This window comes from Microbacterium sp. Z6_144, from assembly GCF_057197625.1.
Genome location: NZ_JBXVPT010000001.1, coordinates 282,405 through 295,978, shown reverse-complemented (window position 1 = coordinate 295,978; position 13,574 = coordinate 282,405). Strand labels below are relative to the sequence as shown.

The following is a 13,574-nucleotide window of genomic DNA, read 5'->3' as shown; positions in this document are numbered from 1 at the left end:
TCTCACGCGGGGTCGGTCAGGCGGACGCGTCCCGAGACGTCGCCGATCGCGTCGACGACGCGGTTGCTGATCTCGTCGGCGTAGCCCAGCGCGTTGGCCAGGCCGAAGGCGGCGAGAGGGGCGGCGGAGTTGAGCGAAGCAACGCCGAGCTCGTGGAGGTGATCCACGTACAGCACCACGTCCTTGGTCATGAGCGCGTTGGTGAGCCCGCCCTTGAGGTAGTCGCCGTGGATGATCTTGGGGAAGCGGTTGAGGGTGGCGAAGTTCACTCCTGAGCTGGAGTTGAGCACTTCGAGCACGGTCTCCAGGTCCAGCCCGGCCTTCTTGGCGGCGACCATGACCTCGGCCGTGGCCGACAGGCTGATCGCGTTGAGGAAGTTGTTCAGCAGCTTCATGCTGTGACCGGTTCCCGACGCGCCCATGTGGTGGATGCCGGTGGCGAAGTGCGCCAGGACGGGACGTGCCCGTTCGAGCGCCTCGGCCGACCCGCCGACCATCAGGGTGAGCGTGCCCTTCTCCGCGGCGGCGGCACCGCCGGAGATCCCCGCATCGACGTAGGCGACGCCACGCTCCTCCAGCTGCTCGGAGATGCGGATGGTGGAGCTCGGGGCGGCGGTGCTGAGGTCGACGACCACGGTGCCCTCGCGAAGGGCCGGGATGAACGACTCGTCACCCAGGATGACCCGCTCGACGACCTTGCTGTCGGGGAGGGACAGGAAGACGATGTCGGATGCGGCGGCGACCTCGACCGCGCTTCCGGCCGGTTCGGCACCGGCCGCGGTCACGGCGTCGCGCACCATATCGAAGCCGAGAACGGGGACACCGCCGTCCACGATCCGGCGCGTCATACGGCCTCCCATGTTGCCCAGGCCGATGAATCCGACGCGATCGGTCATGCTGTTCCCTTTCGTGATCCGGCGCTGCCGATGGTCGCTGCGACCCCGGCGAGCGGTCCCGACTCCACCGTGCGGAATCGGTTCAGTGTGTCGGGGTCGTGACCCGACACGAGGTGCTGAACGCCGTCACTCATCAGCGAGCGCACCCGGTCGAAACCGGCGTACATCCGTGGCAGGTCGGCGACGAAGGCGAACGGCAGGTCGTCCTCGTACTCCTCGTAGTAGTGGACGGCGTCCGACGCGAGCAGCGCGTCACCCTCCGACGTGCGCACCCGCACGGCGGACTGGCCGGGAGTGTGCCCCCCGAGCTCGAGCAGTTCCACGCCGGGGGCGATTTCCAGTCGGTCGCGGAACGTGCGCACGCGACCATCCGCGTGGGCAGCGCGCAGCGCGTCGATCTCGGCGTCCTCCGTCGAGTAGCGGAACTGGGTGCGGCGACCCATGGCGCCCGTCCAGAAGTCGTACTCCGACTCCGCGATGACGATCTGGGCACGGGGGAACAGGCCGAGGTTGCCGATGTGGTCGTAGTGGGCGTGGGTGACCACGATCGTCTGCTCGGCCTCGGTGTCGATCCCGAGCGCCGCGTAGATCTCCGGCAGTTCGCGGACGAAGGTGCGGTTGCGGTTGCGCCCGCCCTCCTCGGAGAATCCCGTGTCGACCAGGATGGTGCGCTCCTCGTTGCGCAGCACCCACACGAAGTAGTCCATGCCGATCGGGCCGTCGTCCTGACCGTAGATGTGGTAGTTCAGGAAGACCTCGGATCGGTGCCCGCGTCGCGTGCCGTACTGGACGATGACGACCTCGTACTCGTCGCTCATCCGGACACCCCCTGAGGTGCCGTCGGCCAGCTCGACCGGCGCTCGATCATGAGGTCGCGGAGGTTCCTCGGCGTGCGGCCCGTGAAGCGCTCGACGACGTCGGTGACCTTCGCCATGCTGCCCATGCGCACCATCTGCCCGAACGACACCATGCCGTCGCTGCACCACGGCACGGGAGAGTTCGAGAAGTCGCCGGTGGCCTCGCGCGGGACGCCGAGCGCATCCCACATGGCGTACATCTCGTCGTCGGTGAGGTCGACGATGCGGATGTCGGCACCGCTGAGTTCGGTGATCATCTCGCCGACCTCGCGGTACGTGAACATCTCGGGGCCGGTGACGTCGTACCCCGTGTTCGGCTCGCCGGCGCCCTTGAGGACCTCGGCGGCCACGGCGGCCACATCGTCGCGGGCCACGAAGGCGACCTGGCCGTCGGCGGTGTTGCCGATGCTCTGGCCGCTGGTGATGGCGATGACGGCCTGGTTCTCGGCCATGGCGTCGGCGTACTGGTTGTTGCGCAGCATGTTCCAGGTCATGCCGCTGTCCCTGATGAGCTTCTCGGTGAATTTGTGATCGGCCACCTCGTGCGACATCACATCCGGGCGCTCGGTGCCGATGAACGACGTGTAGACGATGTGCTGGATGCCTGCGGCCTGCGCCGCCTCGACGGCGTTACGGTGCTGGCGCTGACGGTTGGGGCCGGCCTCCATCGCCGAGACCATGAACAGGCGCTCACCCCCGGCGAAGGCCTCGCGCAGGGCGTCGGCGTCTTCGTAGTCGGCCCGGCGCGCGGACACACCACGCTCGGCCCAGCTCGCGAGCACCTCCGGATTGCGGCTCGTCACGATGACCTGGTCCGGGGGCACGGTCGCGAGGAGGTTCTCCGCGACGGCGTTGCCCACGTACCCGCTGACCCCGGTGATCACGTACATGGCGGCTTCTCCCTTGAAACAGCGCGGATGAGTCGTCCCTCATCCTGTCCAACACTTTGTCTGATGTAAATACCGTATGACAATCTACGGGCGGTCGCCGAAAAGGGCGTGCAGGTCCGCGTCGACCGGCGCGGTGTCCCACAGCCCGGCGCCGCCCCCGTAGCGGTTGGTGTTCTGCACGCTCGCGCCGCCGTCCACGGACAGGACCGCGCCGGTGATGTAGGAGCTGTCCTCGCTGAGGAGGAAGGCCACCGCGGCAGCCACCTCGTCGGGCGTGCCGGCGCGACGCAGGGGCGAGGTGGCCGCGCGGCGGTTCATGTCCTCGATGCCGGCCGCGCCGAAGATCGGCGTCGGGACGATGCCCGGCGCCACGGCGTTGATGCGCACGCCGGCCGGACCGGCGTAGACCGCGGCGCCGTGCACGAGCCCGATGACGCCGTGCTTGGAGGTCGTGTAAGCGAGGAGGTCGGCGGCACCGCGCAGGCTCGCGATCGACGCGGTGACGACGATCGACCCGGTGGTGCCGGTGGTGGCGTAGTGGCGGAGAGCCTCGCGGATGCCGAGGTAGGGGCCGCGCAGGTTCACACCCATCACCGCATCCCACTCCGACACGGTGGTGTCGGGCACCTGGAGCCCCGGCGTCCCGGCGATGCCCGCGTTGAGGTGGTGGAGGTCGGCGGAGCCGAACTCGTCCAGTGCCGCCTGCAGGTACGTGCGCACGCCCTCCTCGGTCGACACGTCGGCACCCACGCCGATCGCCTCACCCTCGACCGCGTCGGCGGCCGCCTTCGCGCGCTGGGCGTCGATGTCGACGACGACGAGCCTGGCGCCCGCCTCGGACAGGCGCGTCACAACCGCAGCGCCGATGCCGCCTGCGCCTCCGGTGACGATGGCCACCTTTCCCTGCAGACCCGCGTACGTCATCGTCCCGCCTCTCCGCGCCGCCGTCGGCGCCTGCCATCCCCCGGGCGATCCCAGCGGATTGTCTGACGATAATATAGGGCACGACTGCCGCCCGCTTTGCATGATGGACGGACGATGCGCACCCCCCGGCGGTATGATCGGCCTCACCGCCCGCGAGTGAGGATCACCCCCATGTCGACAACCAACACCGTCCCCGCGTGGTCGGGATCGCCTGTCGACCGGGTCGCCGCGCCGCTTCGCGAACAGGTCATCTCGGCCTTGCGCGCAGCCATCCTGGACTTCCAGCTGCGGCCGGGGCAGCGCCTCGTCGAACGCGAACTCATCGAGCAGCTCGGGGTCTCGCGCACCACCGTACGCGAGGCGCTTCGTGAACTCACCAGCGAAGGCCTCGTCACCGTGGTGCCCCAGCGCGGCGCCGTCGTGAGCGCCCCCTCCCTGGCCGAGGCCGAGGACATGTACGACATCCGCGCCGTGCTGGAATCGGTCCTCGTGGAGCGCTTCGTCGAACGCGCCACGGACGCCCAGCTGGACCGGCTGGATCAGAGCGTCGAAGACTTCGCCCGCCACACGGCGGGAACCGACGACATCCGCATCGTGCTGGATGCGAAGGACAAGATCTACGAGGTGCTGGTCGAGGGCGCCGGCAGCGCGTCGCTGCAGAGCATCATCGAAGGGCTTCAGGCGCGCGTGCGACTGCTGCGCGCCACGTCGATGAGCGAACCCGGCCGCGCCGAGGTAGCCGCGGAGGAGCTCCGCGCGGTGGTGGTGGCCGCCCGCAAGCGCGACGCCAAGGGGGCGGCGGAGCTGTGCGCGACCCACGTGCGCAACGCCGCGAAGACGGCCCTCAAGCACCTGCGCGCCACCGAGAACGCCGACCAGTAGCGCGACCACCCCCGTGGCGTATCCTCGACAGGCCCGGTTGGTTATAACTGTTATATTGACCTGACGCGCTAGTCGCAATATTGTCAGACAAAAGGCGGCGTGCCAGAGTGCGCCGTTTCTCAATGGAGAGGAATCGCATGTCTTCCACGCGCACACAGCGCCGATCCCGGCTGTTCACGGCCGCCGGCGTCCTGCTTGCGGGCGTGCTCGCCCTCACAGCCTGCACCTCGGACTCGGGCACCACGGACTCCGCTCCCGATGTCACCGGTGACCCGACGACGCCCGAGGTCACCGATGTGACGCTCACCGGCATCCGCGGACCCGGCACCATCCCGCTGCAGCTGGCCGCCGACGAGCACGGCACCGAGTACGGCCTGACCATCACCCCGTCGTTCGTCGACAACAGCGGCATCGCCGTCACCTCGGTCATCTCCGGAGACGCCGCCTCTGCCAACACGAGCTACTTCGGCGTGATCGACGCGATCAACCAGGGCCTGCCGCTCGTGGTCATCGCCGAAGGCTGGGCCAGCACGCCCGACACCGGCTCGCTGGAGACGCTTCCGGATTCGGGCATCGAAGGCCTCGAAGACCTCGCCGGCAAGACCGTCAACGTCATCTCCCTCACCAGCAGCCACGCCATCAAGCTCCGCGACGCGATGCTCCAGGCCGACCTCGACCCCGACGAGGTCAACTGGGTCGAGCTGCCCTATGGCGAAGTCGCCGCGGCCCTCGAGCAGGGCACGGTCGATGCATCCAGCGCCGTCGGCCCGACCCTCGCAGCGGTACGCGGCATGGGAAGCGTCACGGTGTTCGACTACGGCGCGGGCGAGTACGAGGGCATGGCCGAGTCGGGCTGGGTCGCCTCCCGCGAGTTCGTCGAGGAGAACCCCAACACCGTCGCCGCGATCCAGTGCGCGATCTTCCAGGCGCAGGGCGCACTGGTGGATGACCGCGCGCTCTTCGAGGAGCAGTTCTCCGCCTTCCTGGGCGCACCCGCCGAGGTCGCTGCCAACGAGGTGATGCTCACCTACCAGACGGAGAACCGTCTCGAGGAGATCCAGCGCAACGCGGACATCTACTTCGCCAGCGGTCGCCTCACCGAGGAGTTCGACTTCTCCTCGCACGTCCTCCCGGCCCCGTCCAACTGCTGACCGACCGTGCGGCGGAGCGGGCACGTCCCGCTCCGCCGCACGACCCCGACAGAAGGAAACGCTCCGTGACCAGTCCGACCACCACGGCGGCACCCCCCGGTGTCGCCCGCTCCGTGGGCGCGCGCGCGGCCTCGCGCCGGCGCACGATCGCCATCCTGCGGGGGGTCGCGGGCGTGGCGGGCCTCGCCGTGCTGCTGGAGATCATCTCCCGTTCGGGATTGGTCAGCACGACTTATCTGCCGCCCTTCTCCCAGGTCGTCGTCGAAGCGATCACCCTGTGGGGTGACCCCGTCTTCCGGGCCGATGTCGGCTCCACTCTCCTCACCTACGTCCTCGGGATGCTGATCGCCTGCGTGATCGCGATCCCGGTGGGCGTCGCCTTCGGCATCTACCAGCCCGCCTACCGTGGCGCGCGCGCCATCGTCGAGCTCATGCGACCCATTCCGCCGGTCGCGCTGGTGCCCCTGGCACTCCTCGTCCTGGGCGCGGGGCTGGAGATGAAGCTGTTCATCGTGGTCTTCGCCGCCATCTGGCCCATCATCTTCAACACCCTCTACGGGGTGCACGACGTCGACCCGTATGCCAAGGACATGGCACGCACCTTCGGCATCGGCCGCTGGGGAATCGTCCGGCGCATCGTCGTCCCCTCCGCAGCTCCCTTCGTGATGACCGGCATCCGCATCGCGTCCTCCATCGCACTGATCGTCGTGATCACCGTGGAGCTCATCGCGGGCGGCGCCGAGGGCATCGGAGCCTTCATCTCCCGCGAGCGTGCCTATGGCGACGCCGGCGCGTACCTCGCCGTTCTCGCCGCGACGGTGACCGCCGGCGTGCTCGGCCTCATCATCAACCTCGCGATCGGCTGGGTGGAGCGCCGCTTCTTCGGCTGGGAAGCAACGACCCGGGCGGAGGGGCGATGACCCAGATCCAGGCAGCGCCGCATTCGCTGCTCACCCACGGCATCCCCACGACGCGCCGGCCCCGCCGCGGTCGCCGGTTCCTCGTGGGCCTCGCCTACTTCCTCGTGCCGCTGATCGCGGTCGTCGCCGTGTGGCAGCTGGCGACCACCCTCGCCCCGTCACCGTTCTTCCCGCCTCCCCTGGCCATCGCCGCGAACCTGTGGAAGCTGCTGTTCGGGGGCCCGGCGCTGTTCACACCGGTCTTCTTCGGCGACTTCCTCACCACCGTCGGGCGCATGCTGATCGGCTTCGCCATCGGCGCGGTCTGGGGCATCGTCGTCGGGACGGCGATGGGTCTCAACCGGGCGGCGCGGGAGACGGTCACCCCGATCGTGGAGTTCCTGCGCTCGATCCCGGCCACCGCGACGCTTCCGCTCTTCATCATCCTGCTCGGCGGCGGCGACGACATGCGCATCGCGTTCATCGCCTACGGCGTCTCGTGGTTCGTCCTGATCAACACCGCCTCCGGGGTCGGATCGATCGCCAGCACGATGCTCGACATGGGCCGGGTCTTCAAGATCTCTCCCGCGCGGCGCCTGTTCTCGATCATCCTCCCCGGCGCGATGCCCAAGATCTTCGCGGGCCTGCGCATCGCCAGCACGGCTGCGCTGCTGCTGGCCATCGTCTCGGAGTTCATGCTCGCCACCAACGGCGTGGGCTTCCTCCTCATCCAGGCCCAGGGGCGGTTCCAGCTCCTGGACATGTGGTCGTGGATGCTGGCCCTGGCCATCCTCGGACTGATCATCAACTCCCTGCTCGACGCCGTGGAGCGCCGCACCCTCGCGTGGCACCGGCTCTCCCGCTCGCGAACCTGAAAGACGACAGCCATGACTGACACCACCCCCCGCACCTCCGGTTCCTCTCCCGCCGAATCCGACGCGATGGTCGTGGTCGACTCCGTGTCGCACGTCTACGGCTCGGGCCCGACCGCCCACCACGCCATCCAGGGCCTCGCCTTCTCGGTGCGCCCCCGCGAGTTCGTCTCGATCGTGGGACCCTCCGGAGCAGGCAAGACCACACTCCTGCGGACCCTCGCGGGGCTGCTGACTCCCACCGAAGGCGCGGTGTGGGTGGGGGGCAAGAAGAACACGGGCGTCCCCGCCGGCATGGCGATGGTCTTCCAGGACTACAGCCGCTCGCTCCTGCCCTGGCTCACGATCGAGAAGAACGTCGCATTCCCCCTGCACGGGTCGGCCATGTCCAAGACCGAGCGCGCGGCACTGGTCACCGATTCGCTGGATGCGGTGGGCCTGACGGGGATGTCCAAGCGATACCCGTGGCAGCTGTCGGGAGGCATGCAGCAGCGCGTCGCGATCGCGCGGGCCCTGGCATACCGGCCGAAGCTCCTGCTCATGGACGAGCCGTTCGCGTCGGTGGACGCGCAGACCCGTGAGGGCCTGGAAGACCTCGTGCTGCAGATCCGCGACCGGTACGACATGACGATCCTCTTCGTCACGCACGACATCGACGAGAGCGTGTACCTCGCCAACCGCGTGCTGGTGCTCTCCCGCCCGCCGGCGCACATCGTCGAGGACATCCGGGTCGACCTCCCGGAACCGCGCAATCAGATCACCACGCGCGAGAACCCCGACTTCATCCACCTCCGCGGACACGTCGCCCGCCTCATCCACGGCGACGACCGCGCGCACTGACATGCGTGCCCGCGCAGCCGTGCTGACGGCGTTCGCCTCGCCGTTCGAGGTCCGCTCGATCGAGCTGCGCGAACCGGGCCCGCAGCAGGTCGTCGTCCGCACCACGGCCGCCCCGTTCTGCTCGACCGACTGGATGGGGTGGCGGGCGATGCGCCGCAAGCAGCCTCCCGTCATCCTCGGTCACACCGCGGTCGGTGTCGTCGAGACGGTGGGTTCCGAGGTCGCCGACCTGCGGAGAGGCCAGCGCGTGATCGTGGCCGCCACGCCGCACTGCGGCGTGTGCTTCTACTGCGTGGCGGGCCGCCCCGATCAGTGCTCGGTGCTGATGGACGGTTCCGACCCCGTGGTCGCCGACCTCCCCGACGGGCGCGAGGTGCGTGCCGCCGGCCGCGTAGGCGCGTATGCCGAGCTCGTGCGCGCCGACCGCATCCAGGTGCATCCGCTCTCGGACGCCCTCCCGGACGAGGTGGCCTGCCTGCTGGGATGCGGGGTCAGCACGGCGCTGGGCTCCGTGTTCACGATCGCGCAGGTGCAGCCCGGTCAGTCCGTCGCGGTCGTGGGCCTCGGACACGTCGGGCTGTGGGCCGTACAGGGAGCACGAGCAGCCGGCGCCGAACGGATCATCGCCCTCGATCCCGACCCGCGCCGCCGTGCGGTGGCCCGGCGGTTGGGCGCGACGGACGAGGTCGATTCCGCGAGCACCGACCCGGTGGCCGCTGTTCGGGCCCTCACCGAGGGACGCGGCGCCGACGCCGTCATCGAGGCCGCCGGTCCTGCCCGGGCCACCCGCCAGGCCGTGCTGATGGCCCGCCGCGCGGGCACGGTCGTCCTCACCGGGGTCGACCACGCCGATACGGACGTCGTTCTGCCGCAACTGGATCTGACGGTCTACGGCAAGAAGGTGATCGGCTGTCAGAACGGCCAGATCGTTCCCGGGACGGACCTCGCGCGCTGGGCCGGGATGCTGGAACGGGGAGAGCTCGACGCCGGGCCGATCGTGACGCGCACCTACGGACTCCAGGACATGGACCTCGTGGTGCGCAACTCCCTGACGGCGGACGACATCACCGGCGTGCTGGTCGGATTCTGAGCGCTCTCAGCGCTCGGACGGACGTCGCCCACGGCGCTCGAGACCGTCGGCGATCTCGGCGATGACCTCTGCCGCCACCGCCAGGCGCTCGTCGTCCTCGGGGGCGACCGGCTCGAGGTGCTCGGCCCAGACGGAGCGGTACTTCAGGAGGTTCTCGCGCGCGAGGTCGGTCGCGAAGACGCGGACCTCTCGCCCGTCCGCCTCCGCCGACGCCTTCCGGGCCAGCCCTTTCTCCACGAGAGCGGCCACCCGCGTGCTCGTGTTGCTCTTGTGCTGGCCGAAGGCGCGCGCGATCTCGGTCACCGTCGTCCCCGGGGACTCCATGAGGATGCGCATGATGTCGGCTTCGGAGCGGGTCACGTGGATGAGACCCTCGCGGGGCACGGTCACCTGGCCTTGCAGGGCCCGGAAGACCTCGATGATGCGGTCGCCCAACTCGCCGAGCAGCTCGTCGCGCGTAGGGGGTTGCGGCATGCCCCGAGTTTATCGACCGCGGGGCGAATCCCTTGCGTCCCCCTCCGCACCTCGGTATTGTTATAGTGCTTATACACATTGCGCACCGCTGCGCAATGGAGCGAACGGAGATCCCACATGACGATGGTCGAGGAACGCGACGCGACCGAGCAGCCGACGGCGGACGAACTCATCGCCCGCGCCCGCGCGCTGCGCGAACGCCTGCGCGAGCTGCAGCCGGAGCACGCGCAGCTCGGGACCTACTCGCCGGAGATCCACGAGGCCTTCCGCGACGCCCGGCTGTACGACCTGCTCCGTCCGCGACGCTACGGCGGCTTCGAGACCGACCTCGAGACGTTCTTCCGCGTCGCGATCGAGATCTCGCGCGGCGACCCCGGCGTGGGCTGGTCGTGGGAGCTCGGCGCCAGCCACGCCTACCAGTTCGCCTCCCACTTCCCCGCGCAGTCTCAGGACGAGGTGTTCGGATCGGCGCATCCCTTCATCTCCCCCTCCCGTGCCTTCCCGCAGCGCGCCGTGGTCACCGCCGTGGACGGCGGCTACCGCCTGACCGGCCGGTGGGACTACAACTCGGGATGCACGTACGGCACGCATTTCATGCCGGTCGCCCCGATCACGCAGGAGGACGGCAGCAAGGCGCTGTACATGTTCATCCTGCCGCGCGAGGACTTCACCATCCTGGACGACTGGGGCTTCGGGAAGACCATCGGACTTCACGCGTCCAGCTCCAACTCGATCGAGATCGACGACGCGTTCGTCCCCTCCTACAACGTCGTGCCGTTCAACTTCAAAGACATCGTGTGGGGCGAGAAAGGCACGCCCGGCTACCAGCTGCACGGGAACCCGCTGTACCTCGGTCGCACGTCGGCGTTCTTCATCGCCGGCCTCACCCAGACCCAGGTGGGCGCGGCGCTGGCCTGCATGGACGAATACGAGACTCTGATGCAGCGCGGCTCGAGCTTCCCGCCCCGCGTCCCACGCTCGCAGTCGCCGGAGTACCAGCTCTGGTACGGCAAGGTCACCTCCCTCGCGGAGGCCTCGCAGACGCTGCTGCTGGGCGCCATCCGCGAGTTCGAGCAGCTCAATCGCGCGTGGAGCGAAGGCGGTGCGGAGTTCACCACCGCTGACGACGTCCGCATCCGCGGCCAGATCGTGCAGGCGGCGCGCCTCGCACAGGAGGCCATCGAGGTCGCCTTCACCACCGCCGGCAGCACGTCGGCGGGGCTCGCGGGCACCCGGATGGGCAAGTACTACCAGGATGCGGCGATGTACCGCACCCACATCGGCGCGCAGCACGACGTGCTGCTCGCCTCACAAGGCCGCGTGATGCTGGGTCAGCCTCTCACGATGTAACAGGGCGCATGAATGAGGGGGTGGGGCGCTCGTGCGCCCCACCCCCTCCTCTTATACAGAGGTGTCAGTCGATGCGGGCGATCCAGTCCAGGATCGGGCCGATGGAGGCGTCGGAGTTGGCCTCGAGCATCATGGCGTGACCGTTTCCGGGAACGCCGGCTTCGCCCAGGTTCAGGAACTCGGCGTCGGAGCCGGCTGCCCGCAGGAACTCGACGACCTGCGGCTCCCAGTCGGTGAACGGCGAGGTCCCTCCCACCACCACGACGACGGGGATGCCGTCGAGGAACGGCAGACGGTACGTTCCCGGTTCCGCAGCCTCGAGCTCTGCGGGATCGCTCACCGCCGGTTCCCATGACACCGGCGACGCGGTGAGGCCCCAGTCCAGGCGAGAGCCCGGACCGAACTCGAAGAACGGCGGGCCCATCGGCTCGATGGCCACGATCGCCCGCACGGCGTCCGGACGCGCGTCGGCGGCGAGCCATCCGCTCGGTCCGCCCGCGGAGTGCGTCACGACGATCGCCGGCCCGGTGCGATCCAGCAGCCGCGCGATGCGGTCCTGGTCCATGCGGTGCGACTCGGCCAGATCGGCCGGCAGGAACCCCATCCCGGCGATCAGCTGGTCCAGCATCGGGTCGCCGATGCCTCCGCTCCACGTCGACTGGTCGTGCCCGGGGATCGGGGTGTCGAACAGCCCCATCGCCATCTCGTAGCTGAACTGCGCCCCCGGCTCGCCGAGCACATCGGGGTGCGCCCACGAGCGGCCATGACCGGGACGATCCACGCGGTACACGAGGTACCCCGCATCCACGAACAGGTCCGACCAGCCCGGCCGCCCGTCGGGGGTCCCCGTCCAGTCGGTGATCTGTCCGCCGCCGCCGTGCACGAGGATCAGCGGGTACGGCCGCGTGATCTCCGCCGGCGCCTCCCACTCGACGAACATCGGGGCGCGCTGAACGGTGCCGCGCTCGCTCTGGACCCGCTCGCCGGGAATCCAGAAGTGCCCGCGGCGGACGGTTCGCAGGGGGTACTCGGCGAACGCCTCGGGAAGCTGCGCGGGCACGTCAGGCCCCCTTCAGGGCGTCGAGGGCGACCATCTTGAACGCGACGTCGCGCAGCTGCGGGTTGCGGTGACCGGCAGCCTGCGCCATATCGCGGAAGATCTGCTCGAACCTCTCGCCCTTCTTCGAGGCGGAGGCACCGATGGTGCGGTACATGTCCTTCTCCACGACCTCCCACGCCTGCAGCATCACCTCGCGGCCGATGCCGCCCAGGAGGTTGTCGAGGCTCCCGGTGAACTGCTCGACCCCGGCGACGTTGTCGCTGGCGGCCTTCTCCCACCGCTCGAGGGCGTGGAAGACTGCCGCCTCTGCGGTGGCCAGCTTGATGATCGCGCCACCGTAGTAGCGCTGGAAGTCCTGGTCCTCGGCGCGCAGGTGGAAGGGCGGAATCGTGATCTTGCGCGAGGTCATCAGCGCGGCATACTCGTCCAGCGCTCCCAGGGCGCCTCCCACGCACAGCACGCCCAGCGCGAGGGCGAACGAGCTGCCGTGACGCGCCGAGTACATGCTGTTGCCGTAGGCCGCCGAGCCCGGGCTGTCGCCGTTGAAGGCGTAGTCCATGAGGTCGGCGTCCTCGACCATGAAGCGGGCGGGCAGGAACGCCTTGTCGAAGCGGATGCTGTTGGAGCCCGACGAGTTCAGGCCCATCATGTTGCCCCAGTCATCCAGGATCTCGTAGGAGCCGGCCGGGGCGATGTACAGACCCACGCGCGGCGTGCCGTCCTCACCCTTGGGGAGCCGCGCCTGGCCGAGGAAGAACGTGCTCCACGGGATGCCCGAGCAGTAATTGACGACGCCGTCGATCTCGTAGCCGCCGTCGACCGGTGTGGCCGTCACGGTCGGGGCGTACATCGATGCGGCGCGGAAGTTGCCACCGTCGTAGACCTCCGCGTGGATCTGCTCCGGGAACCAGTTGGCGAGCATCAGCGCGTGGTTGGACGAGAGGCAGAAGCACCACGCGATCCCCATATCCGCGCGGGCGATCTCCATCACGACCCGGAAGAACGTCGTGGGCGTCACCTCGAGGCCGCCGTGCGCCTTCGGGATGTACATGCGGTAGAAGCCCACCTCCTCGAAGCGGCGGTGCAGCCCCTCGGGGATATGAGTGGCGTCCTGGGCCTCGGCGGAGTAGGAGATGATCTCCTCTCGCATCGCGCGGGCCGCCTGCACGAGCGCCTCCTCCGGATCCAGCGCGGCATCGACCTCGGAGACAGCGTTCACGGAGATGTCGGTCATCGACGATTCCTTTCATCATTGGAAGGCGCGACCGGTGCCGGGTGACAATCCTGTGCGTCTAGCGTCGGTTCATCATACAATCTGGTTATAGACTCCACAACGAGTCTCTGACCGGGTAGCCACCCCACCAAGCGACACTGGACAACCCTGTTCAG

The 13,574-nt window shown here is 69.0% G+C and carries 14 protein-coding genes; 7 read left to right on the top strand and 7 right to left on the bottom strand.

Going from position 1 to position 13,574, the window contains the following annotated elements:
* Nucleotides 1-2: 2 nt before the first annotated feature.
* From AC2DGY_RS01395 to AC2DGY_RS01380, 4 genes are all read right to left on the bottom strand, one after another.
* A complete protein-coding gene (locus AC2DGY_RS01395; protein ID WP_484507911.1) occupies nt 3-896 on the bottom strand; it encodes an NAD(P)-dependent oxidoreductase in 894 nt (297 codons plus the stop codon).
* Nucleotides 893-1,714: an N-acyl homoserine lactonase family protein gene (locus AC2DGY_RS01390; RefSeq protein ID WP_484507910.1), complete on the bottom strand. Its 822-nt coding sequence runs from the start codon at nt 1,712-1,714 to the stop codon at nt 893-895. The genes AC2DGY_RS01395 and AC2DGY_RS01390 overlap by 4 nt, the downstream gene beginning before the upstream one ends.
* On the bottom strand, nt 1,711-2,643 hold the full coding sequence (locus AC2DGY_RS01385; RefSeq protein ID WP_484507909.1) for an NAD(P)H-binding protein: 933 nt from the start codon (nt 2,641-2,643) through the stop codon (nt 1,711-1,713). The genes AC2DGY_RS01390 and AC2DGY_RS01385 overlap by 4 nt, the downstream gene beginning before the upstream one ends.
* 84 nt (nt 2,644-2,727) lie before the next feature.
* Nucleotides 2,728-3,567 (bottom strand): SDR family NAD(P)-dependent oxidoreductase, encoded by an 840-nt coding sequence (locus AC2DGY_RS01380; protein ID WP_484507908.1) that lies wholly within the window; start codon nt 3,565-3,567, stop codon nt 2,728-2,730.
* A gap of 171 nt (nt 3,568-3,738) precedes the next feature.
* Here AC2DGY_RS01380 and AC2DGY_RS01375 point away from each other — a divergent pair, with 171 nt between their 5' ends.
* The 6 genes from AC2DGY_RS01375 (at nt 3,739) to AC2DGY_RS01350 (ending at nt 9,301) form a co-directional block, all read left to right on the top strand.
* A complete protein-coding gene (locus AC2DGY_RS01375; protein ID WP_484507907.1) occupies nt 3,739-4,449 on the top strand; it encodes a GntR family transcriptional regulator in 711 nt (236 codons plus the stop codon).
* A gap of 137 nt (nt 4,450-4,586) precedes the next feature.
* A complete protein-coding gene (locus AC2DGY_RS01370) occupies nt 4,587-5,600 on the top strand; it encodes an ABC transporter substrate-binding protein (protein ID WP_484507906.1) in 1,014 nt (337 codons plus the stop codon).
* Between the two features lie 65 nt (nt 5,601-5,665).
* Nucleotides 5,666-6,520, top strand: a complete 855-nt coding sequence (locus AC2DGY_RS01365; protein ID WP_484507905.1) for an ABC transporter permease — start codon at nt 5,666-5,668, stop codon at nt 6,518-6,520.
* Entirely contained in the window at nt 6,517-7,374 is an 858-nt protein-coding gene (locus AC2DGY_RS01360) for an ABC transporter permease (protein WP_484507904.1), read from the top strand. The genes AC2DGY_RS01365 and AC2DGY_RS01360 overlap by 4 nt, the downstream gene beginning before the upstream one ends.
* 12 nt (nt 7,375-7,386) lie before the next feature.
* A complete protein-coding gene (locus AC2DGY_RS01355) occupies nt 7,387-8,211 on the top strand; it encodes an ABC transporter ATP-binding protein (RefSeq protein ID WP_484507903.1) in 825 nt (274 codons plus the stop codon).
* Nucleotide 8,212: 1 nt separating this feature from the next.
* Nucleotides 8,213-9,301 carry a zinc-binding dehydrogenase gene (locus tag AC2DGY_RS01350; RefSeq protein ID WP_484507902.1) on the top strand — a complete coding sequence of 363 codons (1,089 nt, stop codon included), beginning with the start codon at nt 8,213-8,215 and terminating at the stop codon, nt 9,299-9,301.
* A 6-nt stretch (nt 9,302-9,307) separates the two neighbouring features.
* Here AC2DGY_RS01350 and AC2DGY_RS01345 read toward each other — a convergent pair whose 3' ends face one another.
* On the bottom strand, nt 9,308-9,775 hold the full coding sequence (locus AC2DGY_RS01345; RefSeq protein WP_484507901.1) for a MarR family winged helix-turn-helix transcriptional regulator: 468 nt from the start codon (nt 9,773-9,775) through the stop codon (nt 9,308-9,310).
* 117 nt (nt 9,776-9,892) lie between these two features.
* Here AC2DGY_RS01345 and AC2DGY_RS01340 point away from each other — a divergent pair, with 117 nt between their 5' ends.
* Complete coding sequence (locus AC2DGY_RS01340) at nt 9,893-11,125, top strand: acyl-CoA dehydrogenase family protein (protein WP_484507900.1); 1,233 nt, start codon at nt 9,893-9,895, stop codon at nt 11,123-11,125.
* Nucleotides 11,126-11,189: 64 nt separating this feature from the next.
* On the opposite strand, the gene AC2DGY_RS01335 is transcribed toward AC2DGY_RS01340, so the two are convergent.
* Together AC2DGY_RS01335 and AC2DGY_RS01330 are read right to left on the bottom strand one after the other, a co-directional pair.
* Nucleotides 11,190-12,185, bottom strand: a complete 996-nt coding sequence (locus AC2DGY_RS01335; protein WP_484507899.1) for an alpha/beta fold hydrolase — start codon at nt 12,183-12,185, stop codon at nt 11,190-11,192.
* Nucleotide 12,186: 1 nt separating this feature from the next.
* Nucleotides 12,187-13,419 carry an acyl-CoA dehydrogenase family protein gene (locus AC2DGY_RS01330; protein WP_484507898.1) on the bottom strand — a complete coding sequence of 411 codons (1,233 nt, stop codon included), beginning with the start codon at nt 13,417-13,419 and terminating at the stop codon, nt 12,187-12,189.
* Nucleotides 13,420-13,574 lie beyond the last annotated feature (155 nt).